The 21,973-nt window shown below is 65.1% G+C and carries 21 protein-coding genes; 15 read left to right on the top strand and 6 right to left on the bottom strand.

Annotated features, from left to right (window positions below; genetic code table 11):
* Window positions 1–84 precede the first annotated feature (84 nt).
* Together GM910_RS13450 and GM910_RS13445 are read left to right on the top strand one after the other, a co-directional pair.
* Window positions 85–1,116: a LacI family DNA-binding transcriptional regulator gene (locus GM910_RS13450; RefSeq protein WP_159588071.1), complete on the top strand. Its 1,032-nt coding sequence runs from the start codon at window positions 85–87 to the stop codon at window positions 1,114–1,116.
* Window positions 1,117–1,241: 125 nt separating this feature from the next.
* On the top strand, window positions 1,242–2,249 hold the full coding sequence (locus GM910_RS13445; RefSeq protein ID WP_159588070.1) for an aldose epimerase family protein: 1,008 nt from the start codon (window positions 1,242–1,244) through the stop codon (window positions 2,247–2,249).
* Between the two features lie 170 nt (window positions 2,250–2,419).
* Here the strand turns inward: GM910_RS13445 and purU are convergent, their stop codons facing one another.
* From purU to GM910_RS13420, 5 genes are read right to left on the bottom strand one after another with little or no spacing between them, the layout of a single operon-like run.
* Window positions 2,420–3,280 (bottom strand): formyltetrahydrofolate deformylase, encoded by an 861-nt coding sequence (gene purU / locus GM910_RS13440; protein ID WP_159588069.1) that lies wholly within the window; start codon window positions 3,278–3,280, stop codon window positions 2,420–2,422.
* 50 nt (window positions 3,281–3,330) lie between these two features.
* Window positions 3,331–4,134, bottom strand: a complete 804-nt coding sequence (locus tag GM910_RS13435; protein WP_159588068.1) for a 3-methyl-2-oxobutanoate hydroxymethyltransferase — start codon at window positions 4,132–4,134, stop codon at window positions 3,331–3,333.
* On the bottom strand, window positions 4,131–5,324 hold the full coding sequence (locus tag GM910_RS13430) for an NAD(P)/FAD-dependent oxidoreductase (protein WP_159588067.1): 1,194 nt from the start codon (window positions 5,322–5,324) through the stop codon (window positions 4,131–4,133). The genes GM910_RS13435 and GM910_RS13430 overlap by 4 nt, the downstream gene beginning before the upstream one ends.
* Before the next feature lie 5 nt (window positions 5,325–5,329).
* Window positions 5,330–5,644, bottom strand: a complete 315-nt coding sequence (locus GM910_RS13425) for a MocE family 2Fe-2S type ferredoxin (protein WP_159588066.1) — start codon at window positions 5,642–5,644, stop codon at window positions 5,330–5,332.
* A gap of 23 nt (window positions 5,645–5,667) precedes the next feature.
* Window positions 5,668–6,744, bottom strand: coding sequence for a fatty acid desaturase family protein (locus GM910_RS13420; protein ID WP_159588065.1), 1,077 nt, complete (start codon window positions 6,742–6,744; stop codon window positions 5,668–5,670).
* Window positions 6,745–6,880: 136 nt separating this feature from the next.
* Between GM910_RS13420 and GM910_RS13415 the strand changes: the two genes are divergently transcribed.
* The 13 genes from GM910_RS13415 to iolB all read left to right on the top strand — a co-directional run bounded on the left by GM910_RS13415 (window position 6,881) and on the right by iolB (window position 21,235).
* Window positions 6,881–7,912, top strand: coding sequence for a LacI family DNA-binding transcriptional regulator (locus tag GM910_RS13415; RefSeq protein ID WP_159588064.1), 1,032 nt, complete (start codon window positions 6,881–6,883; stop codon window positions 7,910–7,912).
* Between the two features lie 180 nt (window positions 7,913–8,092).
* On the top strand, window positions 8,093–8,926 hold the full coding sequence (locus tag GM910_RS13410) for a TIM barrel protein (protein ID WP_159588063.1): 834 nt from the start codon (window positions 8,093–8,095) through the stop codon (window positions 8,924–8,926).
* A gap of 229 nt (window positions 8,927–9,155) precedes the next feature.
* Window positions 9,156–10,100, top strand: coding sequence for a sugar ABC transporter substrate-binding protein (locus tag GM910_RS13405; protein WP_159588062.1), 945 nt, complete (start codon window positions 9,156–9,158; stop codon window positions 10,098–10,100).
* 100 nt (window positions 10,101–10,200) lie between these two features.
* Window positions 10,201–11,244, top strand: coding sequence for an ABC transporter permease (locus tag GM910_RS13400; RefSeq protein WP_159588061.1), 1,044 nt, complete (start codon window positions 10,201–10,203; stop codon window positions 11,242–11,244).
* A gap of 100 nt (window positions 11,245–11,344) precedes the next feature.
* Window positions 11,345–12,124 carry an ATP-binding cassette domain-containing protein gene (locus GM910_RS13395; RefSeq protein WP_159588060.1) on the top strand — a complete coding sequence of 260 codons (780 nt, stop codon included), beginning with the start codon at window positions 11,345–11,347 and terminating at the stop codon, window positions 12,122–12,124.
* A 63-nt stretch (window positions 12,125–12,187) separates the two neighbouring features.
* Window positions 12,188–12,967: an SDR family oxidoreductase gene (locus GM910_RS13390; protein WP_159588059.1), complete on the top strand. Its 780-nt coding sequence runs from the start codon at window positions 12,188–12,190 to the stop codon at window positions 12,965–12,967.
* A gap of 53 nt (window positions 12,968–13,020) precedes the next feature.
* Window positions 13,021–14,025, top strand: a complete 1,005-nt coding sequence (iolG, locus tag GM910_RS13385; RefSeq protein WP_159588058.1) for an inositol 2-dehydrogenase — start codon at window positions 13,021–13,023, stop codon at window positions 14,023–14,025.
* A 193-nt stretch (window positions 14,026–14,218) separates the two neighbouring features.
* Window positions 14,219–15,052, top strand: coding sequence for a MurR/RpiR family transcriptional regulator (locus tag GM910_RS13380; protein WP_159588057.1), 834 nt, complete (start codon window positions 14,219–14,221; stop codon window positions 15,050–15,052).
* A 266-nt stretch (window positions 15,053–15,318) separates the two neighbouring features.
* On the top strand, window positions 15,319–17,235 hold the full coding sequence (locus GM910_RS13375) for a bifunctional 5-dehydro-2-deoxygluconokinase/5-dehydro-2-deoxyphosphogluconate aldolase (RefSeq protein ID WP_159588056.1): 1,917 nt from the start codon (window positions 15,319–15,321) through the stop codon (window positions 17,233–17,235).
* Window positions 17,232–19,055, top strand: a complete 1,824-nt coding sequence (gene iolD / locus GM910_RS13370; RefSeq protein WP_159588055.1) for a 3D-(3,5/4)-trihydroxycyclohexane-1,2-dione acylhydrolase (decyclizing) — start codon at window positions 17,232–17,234, stop codon at window positions 19,053–19,055. The genes GM910_RS13375 and iolD overlap by 4 nt, the downstream gene beginning before the upstream one ends.
* On the top strand, window positions 19,056–19,955 hold the full coding sequence (iolE, locus tag GM910_RS13365; protein WP_159588054.1) for a myo-inosose-2 dehydratase: 900 nt from the start codon (window positions 19,056–19,058) through the stop codon (window positions 19,953–19,955).
* Window positions 19,956–20,196: 241 nt separating this feature from the next.
* Entirely contained in the window at window positions 20,197–20,409 is a 213-nt protein-coding gene (locus GM910_RS13360; protein ID WP_159588053.1) for a DUF3329 domain-containing protein, read from the top strand.
* A gap of 10 nt (window positions 20,410–20,419) precedes the next feature.
* The gene (iolB, locus tag GM910_RS13355; RefSeq protein ID WP_159588052.1) at window positions 20,420–21,235 is read left to right on the top strand and encodes a 5-deoxy-glucuronate isomerase; all 816 of its coding nucleotides are present in this window, start codon (window positions 20,420–20,422) and stop codon (window positions 21,233–21,235) included.
* Here iolB and GM910_RS13350 read toward each other — a convergent pair.
* Window positions 21,232–21,882 (bottom strand): hypothetical protein, encoded by a 651-nt coding sequence (locus GM910_RS13350; RefSeq protein WP_159588051.1) that lies wholly within the window; start codon window positions 21,880–21,882, stop codon window positions 21,232–21,234. The two genes, iolB and GM910_RS13350, sit on opposite strands and share 4 nt — an antisense overlap.
* Window positions 21,883–21,973 lie beyond the last annotated feature (91 nt).

The following is a 21,973-nucleotide window of genomic DNA, read 5'->3' as shown; positions in this document are numbered from 1 at the left end:
GCTTGATTTGCAGCAGCAAGGGTGTCAACCCTTTTTCCCACGTGAACAGATTATTTTTTTCGTGATTCGGATGAAATAGGGAAATTGGAAAGAAAAACACCAAATATCCAGGATGTGGCCCGGCTTGCGGGCGTGTCGACCGCGACCGTCAGCCGGGCGATCAGCACCCCTTCCGTAGTCTCCGAGGCGACGCGCGAGGCGGTCTTCGATGCCGTCCGCCGCACCGGCTACCAGATCAACCTGACGGCGCGCAATCTGAGGCGGCGGCGCACCGGCGCCATCGTCGTCATGGTGCCAGATCTCGGCAATCCCTTCTTCTCGCGTATCCTGGCCGGCATCGAGCACGTGGCGGCTCCGGCGGGCTTTTCCGTACTGATCGTCGACACCAAGCAGCCGCATGCCGAGGAAGGGCAGCTCTTCACCTACCTCCACAACACGCGCGCCGACGGCCTGATCTCGCTTGATGGCTCGCTGCCGCGCGCGCTTCTGGAGCGGCTGGACGGTTCCAACGGCCTGCCGCCGATCGTCTTCGCCTGCGAATGGATGGCCGGCGGCCTCTTCTCCAAGGTGGTGATCGACAACGCCGCCGGCGCGGCCATGGCCGTCCGCCATCTCCACGGCCACGGCCACCGCCGCATCGGCCATGTGCTAGGGCCGCAGGGCAATGTGCTGACGAGCGCGCGGCTCAAGGGCACGCGCGCGGCCCTCGAGGATCTCGACCTTCGGATCGTTCCCGAGTGGTTCTTCGACGGCGACTTCTCGCTCCAGTCGGGGGCCGAGGCGGCGCGGGCATGGCTGGCGCTTCAGGAGCGGCCGACAGCCGTCTTCTGTGCCAGCGACCAGATGGCCTGCGGCTTCATCTCGGAGCTGAGCATGGAGGGCTATTCGGTGCCGCAGGACGTGTCGGTGGTCGGCTTCGACGACATCGACATCGCCCGCCGCTTCATCCCGTCGCTGACAACGATCCACCAGCCGCGCAACGACATCGGCGCCGAGGCCGCCAAGCTGCTCATCGAGCGCATCGGCAACGGCAAGGCCGCCGCGCCCGCTGTGGAGGAGGTGCTGCCGGTGGAACTGGTGGCCCGCGAGAGTTCCGGACCGGCCGAGCCGTTCTAGCGCAATTCCAGGAAAAGTGGAAACCGGTTTTCTGTCCGGAATTGCGGCAAAACAAGGAGTTAGACCAGTTCATCGATCCCATGAAACGATGAACTGGTCTAAAAATTCACTGGAGTAGAGAGATCATGACGGACGAATTGAAGAAGATCGGCACGTTCGAGGGGCGCGACGTGCTCGAAGCGACGCTTGAAAGCGAGACGGGGGTCAGCATCGCCGTCATCGGCTATGGCGCGGTCATCCGCGACTGGCGGGTGCCGGTTGAGGGCGGCATGCGTTCCGTGTTGCTGGGTTTCGACCGCTTCGAGGACTATCCCGACCACAGCCCCTATTTCGGCGCCATCGCCGGCCGCGTCGCAAACCGCATCGGCGGCTCGTGCTTCACGCTGAACGGGAAGGAATACCGGCTGCCGGCAAACGAGGGGCCGAACCACCTGCATGGCGGGCCGAAAGGCATCGGCAGGCAGGTCTGGGATATGGAGCCGCTGGGTAAGGAGGCGGTGCGCCTGTCGCTTTCAAGCCCCGACGGCCAGATGGGCTATCCGGGCACGCTCGACATCGCCGTAACCTACCGGCTTTCCGGCAATTGCCTGCGCGTGGAGTTTTCCGCCGAGACCGACGCGCCGACTCCGGTCAACATCGTCCAGCACAACTACTTCAACCTGATGGGCGAGGGGAACGTCGGCAGCCACACGCTGCAGGCCCCCGCCAGCGCCTACACGGTGCCGGGGGAAGGGCTGATCCCGACCGGTGAGATCCGGCCCGTTACCGGCACGCATCTCGATTTCCGCAAGCCGCGGCGTCTGAGCGACGAGGCGGGAGAGCCGATCGCCTACGACAACAACCTCGTGCTCGATACCGGCCGCGACCTTTCCGCACCGGCGGCGGTGGCGACCGCACCGGACGGCTCGCTGACACTAACCTTGAAGACGGACCAGCCGGGACTGCAGGTCTATACCGGGGATAAGATGAACGTGGCGGTTCCCGGTCTCGGCGGGCGGCGCTATCCGCGCTTCGGGGGGCTTTGTCTGGAAGACCAGAATTTTCCCGATGCCATCAACAATCCGCATTTTCCAAGCCCGGTGGTAACGCCGGAGCGGCCGTATCGGCACTGGTGCGAGATCGAGATTGGGTAGAGGGGAAAGCCCCCTCTCTTGCGGCGTCAACGCTTCAGCAGACCGCGAACGTTGGCGATTGGAGGCAAGGTTGATGCCCGTGTTTTCTCCCCCTGGTGGGGGAGAAAGCGAATTCTTGGGCTTGGCGAAGCCAAGTCCTTAGAATTTGCAAGAGAGAGGGTTCCGCCTCCTCAACCCTTCGAAAACACCACCGTCTTGTGCCCGTTGAGCATCACCCGGCTTTCCAGGTGCAGCTTCACCGCCCGCGCCAGCACCCGGCTTTCGATATCCCGCCCCGCCGCCACGAAATCCTCCGCGCTCATGGCATGCGTCACCCGTTCCGTCTCCTGCTCGATGATCGGCCCCTCGTCGAGGTCCGGCGTCACGTAGTGCGCCGTGGCGCCGATGAGCTTCACCCCGCGCTCGTACGCCTGGTGGTAGGGCTTCGCCCCCTTGAAGCTCGGCAGGAAGGAGTGGTGGATGTTGATGATCTTGCCGAAGAGCCGGTTCGATAGCGCGTTGGAGAGCACCTGCATATAGCGGGCGAGGATGACGAGGTCGGCGCCCGTCTCCTTCACCAGCGCAAGCAACCTTTCCTCCTGCTCGGCCTTGTTCTCCCTGGTCACGGGCCAGTGGTGATAGGGGATGCCCTCCGCCTCCGCCGTCGCCCGCGAATCCTCGTGGTTGGAGACGATGGCAACCACCTCGGCGTCTAGCCAGCCCACGCGGATCTGGTAGAGGAGGTGGAGAAGCGCGTGGTCGAATTTCGAGACCATGATGACGATCTTCGGTTGCCGCGAGCGATTGGCGAGCGCCGTCTTCATGTCGAAGCGGGCGACGGCCGGCTCCAGCGCGCGGGCAATCGCATCACGGTCCACGCCATCGGGCGCGGTAAACGAGATGCGCATGAAGAAGCGGTTGGTCTGCCGGTCCCAGAACTGGTTGGACTCGGCGATGTTGGCGCCGAGGGCGGCAAGCTCCGTGGTCACCGCGGCGACGATGCCCGGACGGTCCTCGCAGGAGAGATTGATGTCGAAGGTATTTTCGCTCATGGGCTGGTCTCGGCAGGTGCTGGAAGATGAGGGTTCAGGGTATTTATCCCCTATTGCGCCTCCAGCCAATCGCGGAAGCGGGAAACCGTCTCCCCGTCCGCCTCGACCTTGTGCCCGGCCTGCGGGTAGGTGCCTGAGCGCACATCGTCGGCGAACTCGCGATAGGCGCCGATGCGCTCCGCCTGCAGGCGGGCGTACTCGGCGGCGAAGTTGCGGTAGGTCCTGGCATGCCGCGGCACGTGGCCCCTATTGGCGCCCAGCACATCGTCGGAGAAGAGGTACTGCGCATCGCAGCCGGCGCCGGCGCCCATCGAGATCATGAAGAGGCTGGTGCGCCTGGAAATCTCGCTGGCGATCGCCTCCGGCACCACCTCGATCTCCGCCGCAAACGCTCCGGCCTCCTCCAGCGCCTTGACCTGCTTCCAGACGAGCTGGGCCGTCTCGAACGTCTTGCCCACAGCCTTGAAGCCACCCGTCCATGTGGCCTTGGAGGGGATGAGACCGACATGGCCGCACACGGGAATGCCTTCCCCGGCGAGCCGACGTACGGTCTCCGTGCCGGCCGAGCAGTAGACCGCGTCCGCTCCCGCCTTATAGAGGCGGAAGGCCCAACGGATGAAATCCTCTGCCGTGCCGATCTCGAAGAAGTTGTCGCCGGGGACGGCGAAGACCGTGGGCGCGGCATCCCGGAAGGCGGGGTCGAGCATCAGGGAAGGCGGCACCGACACCATGTCGATCTCCGCCCGCTCGGCGGCCTCGGCCTCTTCCAACGTTTCCACGCGCAGCATGGCGAGCTGGCGCCGGCCGCGCAGCGCGCGCAAGTCGGCAATGGTCTTTCTGTTCGGCCTCTTCATGCCGGCACCCCTTTCAAAACCGTTTTCAAATTGACCGCCGGGTCCTTCAGCTGCGTGGGGTCCGGCCTGAGGCCCTTTTCCATGATCATCTCGGCAAGCCTGATGTCCTTGGCGACGGCATTGCCGCTCCCCACCCCGCTGGCCGAGACGAGGCGGCCGGCATCGTCGCGCTGGAACAGGATGAAGGCGCCGCCGCCGAGATCGCGGCGGACATGGCCGAGCGATGGATCGGGCAGCCCCGCCACCTGCAAAGTCAGGTCGTACTGATCCGACCAGAACCACGGCACGCGGGCGTAGGCCTCCTCGCAGCCGAGCATGGCGCGGGCGGCATGCGCGCCCTGGTCCTGCGCACAGCGCCAGCTTTCCAACCGCACGCGCGCGCCGTTGAATGGGAAGGAGCAGCAGTCGCCGGCGGCGAAGATGTGAGGATCGCTGGTGGCGAGCCGACCGTCGACGACGATGCCGTTGGCGACCTCGAGCCCGGCCTCAGCGGCAAGCCGCGTCTCCGGCTCCGCGCCGACGCCGGCCACCACCATATCCGCCTCGATAATACGCCCGTCGGCAAGGGTGATGCCGTTGGTGCGCACCTCGGCCACACCCGTACCGAGGATCAGTCGGGCACCCTCCGCCCTGTGTCGCCCGGCCATCGCTTCGGCGATCTCCGCCGGCACGATGCGCGCCATCAGCCGCTCCGCCGCCTCCACCAGGGTGACCTCGGTGCCCAGCTTGCGCGCGGTGGCGGCAAGCTCGAGGCCGATGAAGCCGCCGCCGATGATGGCGAGCCTGAGGCCCGGTCCGAGCGCGTCAAGAATGCCGCGCGCGTCATCGAGGCTGCGCAAGGTGCGTGCCGCCTCCATGCCCGGAAAGCGGCGCGCCCGCGCCCCGGTGGCGATCAGGAGCTTTTTATAGGGGAGGGCGCTGCCGTCTGAAAGCCGCACACGCCGTTCCGCGCGGTTGATGCTCTCCACGCGGCTGCAGCGCATCAGTGCGATTCCGGCCTCCACGTAGCCTGCCTCCTCGGCGATGATCTTCGGCGCCGTCGGCGCGGTCTTGGAAAGGGGCGGGCGCTCGTAGGGCAGGTGGGGCTCCGCGCCAATGAGCGCGATACCGCCCTCGTGCCCCGCCTCGCGCAGCGCGAAGGCGGCGCGCACGCCGCATTCGCCGGCGCCGATGATGAGGATGTCGCTCATCGCGTTCACGCCACGTCGATGAAGACGCGGCCGTCCTCGACCTTGACGGGATAGGTCTTCAGGTTGACGCAGACCGGGGCGCCCTTGGCCTCGCCCGTGCGGTAGTCGAAGCGGCCGTTATGCTTCGGGCACTCGATGATGTAGTCCATCACCAGCCCATCTGCGAGAAGCGCATGCTCGTGCGTGCAGATCCCATCCGTGGCGAAGAAATCGTCATCCGGGCTGCGATAGATGGCGAAGGTCTTTCCGTCGTGGTCGAAGCGGATCAGGTCTTCCTCCTCCACGTCGTCGACGGCGCACGCGTCCACCCATTCGGACATGTCTTGCCTCCCTTGGTTGCGGTTTATTCGGCTGCCTGCGGCGCCACGTCGTGGAATTCGGCCCGGTAGGGCTTCGCCGTCGGCGGCAATTCGCGCTTGATGAAGTAGTCCTCGTAGCGCAGCTGCCGCAGGAACGCCGGGAACATCTCGCGGTAGCCGTCGAGGATCGACGTGTTCGGCGCCGGCAGGTCGTGCTTGATCATTTCATGCAGCTTCGGCAGCGCGTGATAGGGCACCATGGGGAACATGTGGTGCTCCACGTGGTAGTTCATGTTCCAATAGATGAAGCGGCTGACCGGGTTCATATGGACCGTGCGGCTGTTGAGCCGATGGTCGGTCACGTCCTCCGCGAGCCCGCCATGCTGCAGAAGCCCCGTCATCACATGGTGCCAGGCGCCATAAAGGCGCGGACCGCCAATGAGGAGGAACGGCAGGATGGACCCGGTGTAGACCGCGGCCGCGGCTGTTGCGGCGTAGATCGCCACCCAGATGCGGGCCACGAAGATCGCCTTCGGCTGCTCCTGTTCTGGAACGAAGGTCTTCTCCTCGGCGCTGATGATGCCCGCGGCGTTGCGCGCCATGTCGATGACGGCGTGCCAAACGTCGAGAATGCCGAAGAAGTTGAGCGCCAGGCGCAGAAGGTCCGGCGGCCGCATGACGACGATCTCCGGGTCGCGGCCGACGATGATGGTGTCGGTGTGGTGCCGCGCGTGGCTCCAGCGCCAGGTCACCGGGTTGCGCATCATGGTGAAGGAGGCGATCTGGTAGACGGCGTCGTTCATCCAGCGCGTCTTGAACGCGGTGCCGTGGCCGCATTCGTGCCAGCGGGAATCGCCGGCCGAGCCGTAGAGCACGCCATAGGCAAGGAAGAAGGGGATCGACCAGAGGGACGGCCACAGCCATGCGGCCGCGCCGGCAAAGGCCGCCATGCCGCCGAGCCAGACGATGGTATCGCGGATGGCCGGCCCGTCGCTGCGCTTCATCAGCGCCTTCATCTCCTTGCGGGAGATGTCCGTGTGATACCACTCGGCCGAGGCAAGGCCGGTCTCGACGGCGCGGCTGGCATTCGGTCCGATAAGGCTGTAGTCGCGTTTGGCCATCTCTATGCACCTCCTCCGATGGCCCTGATGCTACGCACAGGCTTGGGAGTCCTCAAGCAGCGTGCAATTTTTTCTATCATTTTCTATCAAATAATGATTAGATTTCCTGATAGATCATTATCAAGGGGAGGTTTCGATGGGCCGGCGTCCGACCATCGCCGATCTGGCAAGAAAGGCCGGCGTCAGCGTTGCCACCGTCGACCGGGTTCTGAACGGCCGCCACCGCGTCCGCGAGGAGACGGCGCGCCGTGTCTACGAGGCGGCGAGCGAGATCGGCTATCACGCCGCCGCCCTCATCCACCAGCGCATCACCGCCGACCTGCCGAGGATGAACTTCGCCTTCCTCCTGCAGAAGGAGGCACAGCCTTTCTACCAGGCCTTTGGCAAGGCCCTGCAGGAGGCGGCCGAGGCGACAACCGGCGTGCGCGTCAACGCGCATATCGAGTATGTGAAAAACCAGACGCCGGCGGAGGTGGCGGAGCGGCTGGAGGCGCTTGGCCAGCGCGCGCAGGCGATCGCCGCCACCAGTCTTGACCATCACACCGTGACGCAGGCCGTGGAGGCATTGAGGGCCGAGGGCAAGCCCGTCTTCTCGCTGCTGTCGGATTTCGCCCAAGGAGTGCGCGAAAGCTATGTGGGCTTGAACAATCTCAAGGTCGGGCGCATGGCCGCCTGGCTCATCTCGCGCACCGCGCCGCGCCCCGGCAAGGTGGCGGTCTTCGTCGGCAGCCACCGCTGGCACGGGCACGAACTGCGTGAAACCGGCTTCCGCAGCTACTTTCGCGAATATGCGCCGCAATTCGAGATCCTGGAGACGCTGGTCAATCTGGAGACCCGGCAAGTCACCTACGAGGCGACGCTGAACCTTATGGACCGGTACCCCGACATCGTCGGCTTCTACGTCGCCGGCGGCGGCATGGAGGGCGCCATCGCGGCGCTCCGCGACGAGCCGCCGGATCCGATGCCCTCGGTCGTCGTCAACGAACTGACGCAGGATTCGGCCGCCGCCCTTCAGGATCACCAGATCGTCGCCGCCATCGCCACGCCGCTTCCCGCCCTTTGCCGCGCGCTGCTGGACCACATGGCAAGCGCGGTGCGCGAAGGGCCGTCGGAGACCCCGGGCCAGCTTTTCCTGACGCCGGCGTTGCATGTGCCGGAAAGCATATGATGCCAACGGCCTTTGTCGCCCATTGCTGGCCGCATGATACTCAATGAGATGTTGCAGATGAGAATCTATCATAAATGATGGGTTTTCCCGCAGGATTGCGTTGACCGCCCGCGGGCGGCTATTCATCCTCTTGCTCCAGGGCGGCCGCCTTCCCTTTGGCCCGCCAAGGAGGACCCAATCATGACGGCAGACAGCCCCGCTTTCGCGCTCAACCACATGTGCGCAGCTGGCCTTTCCATTTCCGCCTTCTTCGATCTGGCGAGGGCAATCGGTGCGGTGGGCGTCGAAATCCGCAACGATATCGACGGCAATGCCATTGCCGACGGCACGGAGCCGGCGGCGATTGCCGAGGCTGCCACCGCCCGCGGCCTGCGCGTCATCTCCATCAATGCGCTGCAGCGCTTCAACGCCTGGGGCGAGGCGCGCGAGGAAGAGGCCCGCGCGCTCGTCGCTTATGCGAAGGCGTGCGGAGCGGAGGCCCTGGTGCTTGTGCCCGCCAATGACGGCACGGGCCGGGCAAACGGCGAGCGTCAGGCAAACCTGCGCATCGCGTTGAAGGCGCTGCGGCCGATCCTCGCCGAAGCCGGGATCGTCGGCCTGGTGGAGCCGCTCGGCTTCGAGACCTCCTCCCTGCGCTACAAGTCCGAGGCGGTGGAGGCGATCGAGGCGCTCGGCGCCAGCGGCGCCTTCCGCATCGTCCATGATACGTTCCATCACCATCTGGCCGGCGAGACGGCGCTTTTTGCGGCCCATACCGGCCTCGTGCACATCTCCGGCGTCACCGACGGCGCCATTGCCACGGCTGAGATGCGCGATGGTCACCGCGTCCTCGTCGATGAACACGACCGGCTCGACAATACCGGCCAGATCGCAGCGCTTCTCTCAGCCGGGTATGACGGGCCGCTGTCCTTCGAGCCCTTTTCGCAGATCGTGCACGAGCTGCCCGACCTCGGCGCCGCGCTCGCCCGCAGCATCGCCCATGTCTCGGCGCGTTCGCGCCGCCAGGCGGCATGAAACGAATGAGGAAACCGAATACGCCTTGACGTGACGGCAGAAAATGGAATAAATATTTTATATCGAGAAAAGAACGGTGGCGATGTTCTATTTTCCGGGAGGGAGGAGGCGCGGAATGCCCCGCGCTCCCGGTTGAAGCCACAGGAAATGCTCGCAAGGATTCCCGCTAAGGGGATTTCCGGCCAAAAAGGGGTGCTACCGGACACCCATCGTGTGGAGGAGCAATCTGATGAAAAAGCTTTTGCTGGGCGTTGCCGTTTCAGCGCTGATGACGACGTCGGCCTTTGCCGAAACGATCGGCGTCACCATGGCGCTGTTCGACGACAACTTCCTCACCGTGCTGCGCAACGGCATGCAGGACTACGCCGACGAGCTCGGCGATGTGGAATTGCAGGTCGAGGACGCGCAGAACGACGTCGGCAAGCAGCTCAACCAGATCCAGAACTTCATCGCCTCCGGCGTCGACGCGGTGATCGTCAACCCGGTCGACACCGACGCCACGGTCGCCATGACCAAGGCGGCGGCCGATGCCGGCGTGGTGCTGGTCTACGTCAACCGCGAGCCGGTGAATGTCGATGATCTGCCCGAGAACCAGGCCTTCGTGGCTTCCGACGAGCGCGAGTCCGGCACCTTGGAGACGCAGGAGATCTGCCGCCTCCTGAAGGAGCAGGGCAAGGGCGACGGCGCCAAGATCGTCGTCATGATGGGCGAATTGTCCAACCAGGCCGCCCGCCAGCGCACCCAGGACGTCCACGACGTCATCGCCACGGAGGAGTGTTCCTTCATGGAGATCGTCGAGGAGCAGACGGCCAATTGGCAGCGCACGGAAGCCGCCGACCTTATGACCAACTGGCTGTCGGCCGGGCTCGAGTTCGATGCCCTCGTCTCCAACAATGACGAGATGGCCATCGGCGCTATCCAGGCCATGAAGACAGCCGGCATTTCCATGGACGAGATGCTGGTCGGCGGCGTCGATGCCACCCAGGATGCGCTGGCCGCCATGGCCGCCGGCGATCTCGACGTGACCGTGTTCCAGGACGCGGCGGGTCAAGGCAAGGGCGCGGTCGACACGGCGCTGAAGCTCGTGCGCGGTGAAGAGGTCGACCAGAAGGTGTATATTCCCTTCCAGCTCGTCACGCCCGAGAACATGGAAAAGTTCACGAGCATGAACTGACACGCATGGGCTTGAGCCGTCGGGCGGGCCTGACCCCGCCCGACGACCAGACGGCGGCCGGCTTAAGGCCGGTGCGCCCGCCAAGGGAGGTATGGCCGTCATGGCGGAAAGAACGGTGACAAATCAGGCGGAACCGGTTGCCGCGGCGGCGACCGTTGAAGGCGGAAAACGGCAGCGCTCTCATGAGCTGAATGCGCTCATCGGGCTTGTCGGCATCGCGCTCATCTTCGAGATTCTCGGCTGGATTTTCCAGGGGCAGAGCTTCCTGTTCAACACCCAGCGCCTCAGCATCATCATCCTCCAGGTCGCGGTGGTGGGCATTATCGCCATCGGGGTAACGCAGGTGATCATAACCGGCGGCATCGACCTCTCATCGGGCTCCATCGTCGGCCTGACGGCCATGGTCGCCATGAGTTTCGCCCAGGTCGGCACCTATCCGCGCGCTGTCTATCCCAACCTGACGGACCTGCCGGTCGTCATTCCCGTGCTTATCGGGCTGGGTGTCGGGCTGGCGGCGGGGTTCATCAACGGCGCGCTGATCGCCTATACGCGGATTCCGCCCTTCATCGCCACACTCGGGATGATGGTCACCGCGCGCGGAGCTGCCAAGTGGTACACGCGGGGCCAGCCGGTCTCCTTCCCCACCGACAGTTTCGCCGCCATCGGCCAAGGCATGACGCCGGTCGTCATTTTCCTGGCGATTGCCCTGCTCTTCCACGTCGCGCTGAAATACACCGTCTACGGCAAGCACACCTATGCCATCGGCTCCAACGAGAGTGCGGCAAGGGTTTCCGGCATCAGCGTCGAGCGGCACCTGATCCTGGTCTATTCCATCGCGGGCGTTCTCGCCGCGCTCGCCGGCATCGTGATCGCCTCCCGCGGCCTCACCGCACAGGCCGGCATGGGCGTCATGTACGAATTGCAGGCGATTGCCATGGCAGTCATCGGCGGCGTGTCGCTCTCGGGCGGCCGCGGCTCGATCGTCGGCACGGTCATCGGCGCGGCAATCTTCGGCGTCATCATCTCCGGCTTCACCTTCCTGAGGCTGAGCGCCTACTACCAGGAGATGATCATGGGCGCGATCATCGTCGCCGCCGTGGTGGCCGACGTGTACCGCCAGAGATACCGCACAGGTGCGCGCTAGAGCATGATCCCGAAAAGTGGGAAAGATCAGGCTCAAACAAAGAGATAGATCATGATGCCGATTCAACGAAAAGGCATCGTGATCTAGGCAGGAGGATAGAATGGCGAATGACGGCATTGTCCTGAAGACCGAAGGTCTGACCAAATATTACGGCGGCGTGCACGCGCTCGAGGATGCCGATTTCACCCTCCACGAAGGCGAGCACGTGGCCATCGTCGGCGACAACGGCGCCGGCAAGTCCACCTTCGTGCGCCAGATCACCGGCGTCGAGCAGCCGACGGCGGGCAAGGTCTTTTTCGACGGCAAGGAGGTTCACTTCACCAGCCCCATCGACGCCCGCGATGTCGGCATCGAGGCGGTGTTCCAGAACCTGGCGCTCGCCGATGATCTCGACGTGCCGTCCAACATCTTCCTTGGCCGCGAGGAGACCTATTTCAACCTCGGGCCCTTCAGCTTCCTGAACGAGAAGAAGATGTACAAAAGATCGATGGAGGCGCTGGAGCGGACGGGCGTGAAGATCCCAAACCTGCGCAACAACATCGCCAACATGTCAGGGGGCCAGCGCCAGTGCGTGGCCATCTCGCGCGCCGCCAGCTTCGCTTCAAAGCTCATCATCATGGACGAGCCGACGGCCGCCCTAGGCGTGCAGGAGACGACGCAGGTCGAGAACATCATCCGCGGCCTGAAGAAACAGGGCATTCCGTTGATCCTCGTCAGCCACAATCTGCGGCAGGTCTTCAACCTGGTCGACAAGATCTGGGTCTTCCGCCGCGGCAAGATCGCCGGCATGCTGGAGGCCGACAAGACCGACGGCAACGAGGTCGTCTCGCTGATCACCGGCGTGAAGACCGGCGTGCACGAGAACGCCAGCTATATCTGATCTTCGCTCCTCCGTCGGCGCAGGCCGGCGGGCGGGGGCAAGCGCAATCGTTTCGGACCCACCATGCAGAACAGAGACACACGCGCCGTCATCGTCGGAGGCACACAGGGGCTTGGCTCCGCCATTGCCCGGCAACTTCTGGAAGAGGGATGCCAGCGGCTCGTTCTCTCCGGGCGCGATAGCGAAAAGGGTCGGGCCGCGGCGGCGGAGCTTGCGGCCCTTGGCTGTGAGGCGCATTTCGTGGCCGCCGACCTCGGCAATATCGAAGATTGCCACGCGGTAATCGCCGAGGCGGGCCGGCTGATCGGGCCGCCCAATGCCCTTGTGAACGCCGCCGCCAGTTGCGACCGGGGCTCGCTGCTCGACACCACGCCCGAGATCTGGACGAAACTCATGGAGGTCAACGCGCGCGGTCCCTTCTTCACCATGCAGGCTTTCGTCAGGCAGGCGTTAGAGCATCGCCTGCCGGCCTCCATCGTCAATATCGTGTCTATGGTCATCCATTGTGGGCAGTCCTATCTGGCGCCCTATTCCGCCTCCAAGGCGGCGCTCGCCAACATCACCAGGAATACCGCCCAGGCACACCGCCGCGACCGCATCCGCTGCAACGCGATCGCCTGTGGCTGGATGGACACGCCCGGCGAGGACACCACCCAGAAGCGGTTTCACGGAGCCTCGGACGACTGGCTGACCGAGGCCGAGGCCAAACAGCCCTTCGGCCAGCTCGTCAAGCCGGCCGAAGTCGCGCCGCTTGCGAGCTATCTTCTGTCGCCGCGGTCGGGCGTCATGACGGGGGCCATCATCGACTGCGACCAGAATGTGGCCGGGGCCTATCCCGAGTAGGCCCGTTGCGAAGCCGAAAAGAGCAACCTTCCAAACAGCGAAAGACAACGGAAATGACAGTGAAATTCGGTCTTCTCGGCGCCGGGCGCATCGGCAAGGTCCACGCCCGCGCCATCTCCGGCAATGCGGATGCACAACTTGTGGCGGTGGCGGACGCCTTTGCCGAGGCGGCCAACGCCGTAGCCGATGCCTATGGTTGCGCTGTGCGCACGGTAGAGGAGATCGAGGCGGCTTCCGACATCGACGCGGTGGTGATCTGCACGCCCACCGACACCCACGCCGACCTGATCGAGCGCTTCGCTCGCGCCGGCAAGGCGGTCTTCTGCGAGAAGCCCATCGACCTCGATCTCGCCCGCGTGAAGGCCTGCCTGAAGGTGGTGGAGGAGACCGGCACTACCCTCATGGTCGGCTTCAACCGCCGGTTCGACCCGCATTTTTCAGCCGTGCGCGCGGCTATCGACGAAGGCAGGATCGGCAAGGTCGAGATGGTGCAGATCACATCGCGCGACCCCGGCCCGCCGCCGGCCGCCTATATCCGTTCCTCGGGCGGCATCCTGCGCGACATGACGATCCACGACTTCGACATGGCGCGGTTCCTCCTGGGCGAGGAGCCGGAGACGGTCTATGCCGTCGGCTCCGTTCTGGTCGACCCGGAGATTGGCGAATTGGGCGACCATGACAGCGTGTCGGTGGTGCTCGCCACGGCGTCGGGTCGGCAATGCTCCATCTCCAACTCGCGCCGTGCAACCTACGGCTACGACCAGCGCATCGAGGTGCTGGGTGAAAAAGGCGCGGTCTCGGCGGAGAACCAGCGGCCGGTGTCGATAGAGATCGCCACGGGCGAGGGCTTCACGAGACCGCCGCTGCACGACTTCTTCATGACCCGCTATACCGAGGCCTATGCGGCCGAGATGGCGGCGTTCATCGATGCGATAGGGGGTGGCAGGACGGCGTCTCCCTCCGGCGAGGACGGGCTGAAGGCGCTGGCGCTGGCCGACGCGGCCTACCGCTCGCTGAAGGAGGGACGGAGCGTGAAGGTGGCGGAGGTGCTGGGGTAGCGTTGCCAAGAGTGGAATTTTTATTCCAAGCGCGATAGCGTTGGGAGAATTCTCTCTAGTGGTGCGATCCTGACAGATGGTACCCATCTGTCAGGACAAATCGCCCCACCAGATTAATAGCTTGTGGGCTGACTTTTCCAAACAGATGGGCATCATCTGTTTGGGTCAGACCACTAGGACGGAAAGACGACACATGGATGCACGTTCGGCCCCGGCAAGTGTAGAGGAGCTGCTCGACCGCGTCCTCGAGGTTTCGGACGGCCTGCCGAAACGGCTCAAACAGTGCGCCGACTATGTGGCGGCCAATCCCGACCGCGTCGCCGTCTCCACCGTGGCCGAGATGTCCGAGGGGGCCGGCGTCCAACCGTCGGCCTTCATGCGTTTCTGCCAGGTTTTGGGCTTCTCCGGCTTCTCGCAGATGCAGCGCCTGTTCCGCGATTCCTACGCGCAGAACTGGCCCGACTATGCGACCCGCCTGGAGAAACTGCGCGAGAGCGGGGCCGGCAGTCCTTCGGCGCTCCTCGCCGAGTTCGTCGAGGCGGGGCGGCTGTCGCTCGAAAATCTCGCCAAGACGCTCGACCCGCGCACGCTCGACGCGGCCATCAAGGCACTGTCGGAGGCGAACATGGTGCACATTGTCGGCATGCGCCGCGCCTTCTCCGTCGCCTCCTATCTCGCCTACGCCTTCGAGAAGATGAACGTGCCGACCATGCTGCATGACAGCGTCGGCAAGCTCGACAGCCGCCATGCCATCCGCGCCGGCGATGCCGTGATCGCCATCACCTTCGCCCCCTATTCGCCGGAGACGGTGGCGCTGGCGGAAGCCGGCTCGCGCGCCGGCGCCAAGGTGGTGGCTATCACCGATTCGCTGGCAAGCCCCTTGCGGCCGGTTACGCCGCTCCTGCTCACCGTCTCTGAAGCCGATTTCGGCGATTTCCGCTCGCTTTCGGCAACACTTTCGCTCGCCGTGGCGCTAGTCGTCGCCGTGGGCACGGCCAACCGTGCCCGGAAAAATGGAATTCCGTGATTGATCTTGCGCGCAAAATGGAACATATCTTCTATGTCCGGAACCAGATGGGACGTCATCCCGGAAGCTGAAGCTCGTAGGGCGAAGGCTGTCCGGGACCCATTCTCGCCTCGCTGAAGCTTCGGCGAAGCGGGCCGGAGCGTAAACGTCACGGAATAGATCCCGGACAAGCCTTCGCTTCGCTCAAGCTTTCCGGGATGACGGTGGGTATGTTGCGGCGCCCGGAGGCCCGCTGGAACGCGCATCGATCAGGGAGGAGTGAGTTGATGAAGCCCCTCGACGTCATCACCATCGGCCGTTCGTCGGTCGATCTCTACGGAGCGCAGGTCGGCGGGCGGCTGGAGGACATGGCCTCCTTCAACAAATATATCGGTGGCTCGCCCACCAACATCGCCGCGGGTGCGGCCCGCCTGGGGCTGAAGTCGGCGCTGATCACGCGCGTCGGCGATGAGCACATGGGCCGCTTCATCCGCGAGGAGCTGGAGCGCGAGGGCGTCGACGTGCGGGGCGTGAAGACCGATCCCGAGCGGCTGACCGCGCTCGTGCTCTTGGGCATCCGCGACCAGGAGCAGTTCCCGCTCATCTTCTACCGCGAGAACTGCGCCGACATGGCGCTCGACGAGGACGACATCGACGCCGCCTTCATCGCCGAGGCGGGCTGCGTGTGCGCTACCGGCACACACCTGTCGCACCCGCGCACGGAGGCCGCGGTCCTGAAGGCATTGGAGCTGGCGCGCGAGAGCGGCGCCAGAACGGCGCTCGACATCGATTACCGCCCCAATCTCTGGGGCCTCGCCGGCCATGGCGCGGGCGAAAGCCGCTTCATCGAATCCGAGCGGGTGACCGCCAAGCTCCAGAAGACGCTCCCGCTCTTCGACCTGATCGTCGGCACGGAGGAAGAGTTCCACATCGCCGGCGGCTCCACCGACACCATCGAAGCCCTGCGCGCCGTGCGCGGCCTCACCGACGCCGTGCTGGTGTGCAAGCGCGGGCCGATGGGCGCCTCCGCCTTCGCCGGCGACATCCCCGACACGCTCGACGAGGGCGAGGCGGGGGAGGGATTCCCCATCGAGGTCTTCAACGTTCTGGGCGCCGGTGACGGCTTCATGGCCGGGCTCTTGAAGGGCTGGCTCACCGGCGAGGATTGGTCGACGACGCTGAAGATAGCCAACGCCTGCGGCGCCTTCGCCGTCTCCCGCCACGGCTGCACGCCGGCCTATCCCTCCTGGGAGGAGCTGCAATATTTCTTCCGCACCGGCATAAAGGACCGCGCCCTGCGCAAGGATGCGGACTTGGAGCAGGTCCACTGGTCGACCAACCGCAAGGGCGACTGGCAGGACATGCGCGTCTTTGCCTTCGACCACCGCATGCAGCTCGAGGAAATGGCCGACAGCGCCGGCGCCCCGCATGAGCGTATCGGCGCGTTCAAGGTGCTATGCTTGGAGGCCGCGCGCCAGGTGTCCGGCGGCAAGCACGGCTACGGCATCCTCTGCGATGGCCGGCATGGCCGCGAGGCGCTCTACCGGGCGGCCGGCAGCGGCCTGTGGATCGGCCGGCCGGTCGAATGGCCGGGTTCCCGGCCGCTCAGGCTGGAGCCGGAGATCGGGCTGGATTTCGGCGGCGTCGTTGAATGGCCGCTGGAGCACGTGGTGAAGGTCCTGTGCTTCTACCACCCCGACGACGGCGCGGAGGTGAAGGCGCGCCAGGAGGACGTGGTCAAGAGGCTCTTCGCCGCCAGCCGCCGCAACGGGCTGGAGATGCTTCTGGAGGTCATCCCCTCCAAGGTACGCCCCGTCGACGATGAGACCGCCGCCGCCGTCATCGGACGCTTCTACGAGATCGGCGTCTATCCCGACTGGTGGAAGCTGGAGCCGATGACGTCCGGGAAGGCGTGGAAAAATGCCTGCGGCGCCATCACCCGCAACGACCCCTATACGCGCGGCATCGTCGTCCTGGGGCTTGACGCGCCGGCCGCCGAGCTTGAGGAGAGTTTTGCGGTTGCAGCCGGCTTCGATCTTGTGAAAGGCTTCGCCGTCGGCCGCACCATCTTCGCCGACGCCGCGCGCCAGTGGCTCGCCGGCGAGATCGGCGACCGGGAGGCCGTCGCCACGATGACAGAGAAATATCGGGCCCTGTGCGCGGTGTGGGACCGCGCGCGGGCCAAACATGGGAGGGCCGCATGAAGACGGTTAGACTGACCGCCGCCCAGGCCGCGACACGCTATCTGGCGGCACAGATGAACGAGGACGGCGAACCCTTCATCGCCGGCGTATGGGCGATCTTCGGCCACGGCAATGTCGCCGCCCTTGGCGAGGCGCTTTATGCCGTGCGCGAGACGTTGCCCACCTATCGCGGCCATAACGAGCAGTCGATGGCGCACGCGGCCATTGCCTATGCAAAGCAGCTCGGCCGCAAGCGCGCCATGGCCGTCACCTCTTCCATCGGCCCCGGCGCCACCAACATGGTGACGGCTGCCGCCCTTGCCCACGTCAACCGCCTGCCGGTGCTCTTCATGCCGGGCGACATTTTTGCAAATCGCGGCCCGGACCCTGTCCTGCAGCAGGTGGAAAACTTTGGCGACGGCACCATCAGTGCCAATGACTGCTTCCGCCCCGTCTCGCGCTATTTCGACCGCATCACCCGGCCCGAGCAGTTGCTCACCGCCCTGCCGCGCGCCTTCCGCACCATGACGGACCCGGCCGACTGCGGCCCCGTCACGCTCGCCTTCTGCCAGGACGTGCAGGCCGAGGCCTACGACTGGCCGGAGAGCTTCTTCGCGCGACAAGTCTGGCGGCAGCGCCGCATCCAGCCCGACCCGGTCGAGGTCGAGGAGGCGGCGAAGATCATCGCGGCGGCGAAGGCGCCTGTCATCATCGCCGGCGGCGGTGTCCACTATTCCCATGCCCACGACGCGTTCAAATTCTTCGTCGAGGCCCATCGGATCCCGGTGGTGGAGACCCAGGCCGGCAAATCGGTGCTGCCCTGGGACCACCCGTATAACCTTGGCCCGGTCGGCGTCACCGGCTCGTCCAGCGCCAATCAGCGCTGCGCCGAGGCGGACGTGGTCATCGGCGTCGGCACCCGGTTCCAGGATTTCACCACCGGTTCGTGGTCGCTCTTCTCAAAGCCGGGGCGCAAGCTCATCAGCCTGAACGTCAACGCCTATGACGCGGTCAAGCATGGCGCCACGCCCCTTTGTGCGGATGCCCGCGTGGGGCTCGAAGCCCTTTCGCGTGCCCTGGGCGACAAGCGGTTCGATCCACCCGCCCCGAAGCTGAAGGCGGACTGGTTCGCCGCCGCCGACGCCGTGACCGCGGCGCCCGAGGTCACCAACGCGCTTCCCACCGACATGCAGGTGATCGGCGCCGTGCAGCGCGCGGCGACCGAGAACACGGTGGTCATGTGCGCCGCCGGCACCATGCCGGGCGAGCTCCACAAGCTGTGGAAGGCCGGGCGGCCAATGTCCTACCACATGGAATACGGCTATTCCTGCATGGGCTACGAGATCGCCGGGGGTATGGGCATCAAGATGGCCGAGCCTGACCGCGACGTAGTCGTCATGGTGGGCGACGGCTCCTATATGATGATGAACTCGGAGCTGGCGACGGCGGCGATGATGGGCGTCAAGATCACCGTCGTCATCACCGACAACCGTGGCTACGGCTGCATCAATCGGCTGCAGATGGCGACCGGCGGCGCCGAGTTCAACAATCTGCTCGACCACGCGCAGCACGTGAACCCCTCGCAGATCGACTTCGTCGCCCACGCCGCCTCCATGGGCGCCCATGCGGAGAAGGCGGGCTCGATAGCCGAGCTGGAAGAAGCGCTGGCGCGCGCCCGGGCGGCCGACGGCCCCTTCGTCGTCGTCATCGACACCGACCCCTATCCTTCCACCGAGGCCGGCGGCCACTGGTGGGATGTCGCCGTGCCCGAGGTATCGGAACGCGACGAGGTGAAAAAAGCCCGCGCAGGCTACGAAGCCGCGCTCAAGGAGAGGCTCTGAATGATCCGCTACGGCACCAACCCCATCGCCTGGTCCAACGACGACGACCAGGAAATAGGCGCCCACATCCCGCTGGAGCAGTGCCTGCGCGAGGCCGCCGCGATCGGCTTTTCCGGCATCGAGAAGGGCCACAAGATGCCCTCCGACGGCGATGCGCTGAGACAAGTGCTGGCCGCCCACGGCCTCCTCTTCATCTCCGGCTGGCACTCCCTGAACCTGCTCGTCAACGACATAGAGACGGAAAAGCGCGCCATCCAGCCGCATCTCGACATGCTGAAGGCGAATGCTTGCCAAGTCTGCATCGTCTGCGAGACCTCCAACGCCATCCACGGCAATGATGCCGTCGCGCTCAAGGACAAGCCGGTACTGGCCGAGGAGGATTGGCCGGAATTCTGCGCCGGTGTCGAAGCCGTCGCCGAATATTGCGCGAGCCAAGGGATCGACCTCGTCTACCATCATCACATGGGGACGATCGTTGAGACCCGCCAGGAGATCGGCCGCCTGATGGCCGGTACGGGGCCGGCGACGAGGCTCCTCCTCGACGTCGGCCACGCCTGGTTCGGCGGCGCCGACCCGGTGGAGCTCGCCCGTGCCTATATGGACCGGGTGCGTCACTTCCACGCCAAGAACGTCCGCCCCGCGATCAAGAAGCAGGTGGAGGAGGAGGGCCTTTCCTTCCTTGAAGGCGTACGCCGTGGCGTCTTCACCGTGCCCGGCGACCCGGAAGGGGCGCTCGACTTCGAACCGGTGCTGAAGATCGCCGCCGAGCACGGCTATGACGGCTGGCTGGTCATCGAGGCCGAGCAGGATCCGCTGAAGGCCGACCCGGTGAAGTACCAGTCCATGGGGCTGAAGGCACTCCAGACCGCGGCCAGGGCCGCTGGGCTGGACCGGGCGTGAGGGCGACGTGGGTTTAGCCAGATCGATCCACGCGCGTCATCCCGGAAAGCCCGAGCGAAGCGAGGGTTTGTCCGGGACCCATTCCGTGACATCGACGTTCCGGCCCGCTTCGCCGAGCCTCAGCGAGGCGAGAATGGGTCCCGGACAGCCTCCGCCCTTACGGGCTCCGGCTTCCGGGATGACGCGCGTGGATTGATCCACCCTCATTCATCTTGCTCCATAGACCATCTATAGTCAGCGGATGCACAAGCTCTTCGACCTTCATCATCCTTTCTTCGCCCCGCTCTGGCGGCGGGTGGCGATCATCGTGGTCTGCCTCGGCTGGGGCATCTTCGAGTTCATCATGGGCGCGCCCTTCTGGGGCATGCTCTTCGCTGGTCTCGGCATCTATTGCGCCTGGGTGTTCCTGTACGACTACGAGCCCCGCACCGAGACCGACAACAAGACGGAATAGGGAGAGATAGATGTCGAAACTTCTGGTCAGGCCCGCCGGCAGCGCCGGCAAGGTGCACGACATCACACCGCGAAGCGCCGGCTGGAGCTATGTCGGCTTCGGCCTCTACCGCCTGCAAGCTGGCGAGATTGCCATGGAGGAGACGGGCGATACCGAGGTCATCCTGGTGCTGGTGGAGGGCAAGGCCGAGATCGCCTCGGAGGGTAAGAGCTTCGGCGAACTGGGCGAGCGCATGAACGTCTTCGAGCGCCTGCCGCCCCATGCCGTCTACATTCCCAACGGCTCCCACTGGACCGCGACGGCGACCACGGATTGCACGCTCGCCGTCTGCGCGGCTCCAGGCAAGCGTGGCCACGAGGCCCAGGTGATCGGCCCGGCCGGAATCTCCCTCGCCGAGCGCGGCAAGGGTGCCAACACCCGCTACATCCACGCCATCGCCATGGAAGAGCGCGACGTCGCCGACAGCCTGCTGGTGACGGAGGTCTACACGCCCCAGGGCAACTGGTCGTCCTACCCGCCGCACCGGCACGACGAGGATAACTGGCCCGAGATGACCTATCTGGAGGAGACTTACTACCACCGCCTGAACCCGGCCAAAGGATTCGGCTTCCAGCGCGTCTTTACCGAGGACGGCGAACTCGACGAGGCGATCGCCGTCGAAAATCACGACGTCGTCCTCGTCCCGCGCGGCCACCACCCCTGCGGTGCGCCTTATGGCTACGAGATGTACTATCTCAACGTCATGGCCGGCCCCCGCCGCGCCTGGCGCTTCAAGAACCACCCCGACCACGACTGGATCTTTCAGCGGGACAGTGGAAACGGCTAAAAGCGATAGCGAAGGCCGATGGTATTGGCGTTGGCCCCCTCGCCGAGGTCGCCGAATATCCCGTTGGCGCCGGACCGATGGTGAAGCTGGTAGACGAGTTCGACGTTCGGAGCCTGCCGCAACCGGAACGCAATCTCCGGCCCGACAAAGCCCAGCAAGGTCGCGTCGCCGCCATGTGCGATCTCACGCCTGCGTTCGATCTCCGTCGGGGCGGTGACCGCGCTGAAACCCAGTGTCAGCCCCGGCGCGATCGCCAGATCGCCGATGACCAGACCGTGGTGGCGGATCCTTAGTCCCGCCCAGATCTCGCCGCTGGTATCGTCGTCCTCGCCGAAGCGGAGTGCTGCACCCGCCACCCCGCCGAGAACGAAACCCGCTCCAAGCTCACGAAAGTCACGGCCGTAGGCCCCGCCGATCATATAGTTGCTGGTATAGTCGGCATCCCAGAACCGGATGACGCCGCCGAGCGACTTTTCGGCAAAGACACCGCCGAACACGTGGATATCGTTCTTCACCGCCGGTGTTTCGGGGCCGACAAACGGGTCCTCGGTAGCGAAATGCAAGAACGGCTCACCATCAGCCGCGTAGCCAACGCCAACCGACACCGCCAGCAAGGCCACGGCGAGAAAGGGCCTGATTCCGTTCATGGAAGTCCCCCCGAATCACGACGCCGACACTATCCTAGAGCTGGCAGCAACGGCTGTCCAAAGGTCTTCCGCACCGCTCAGCCCATATCCG

The organism is Chelativorans xinjiangensis, from assembly GCF_009812055.1.
Classification (GTDB): domain Bacteria; phylum Pseudomonadota; class Alphaproteobacteria; order Rhizobiales; family Rhizobiaceae; genus Chelativorans; species Chelativorans xinjiangense.
This window is presented reverse-complemented; position numbering and strand designations above follow the sequence as displayed.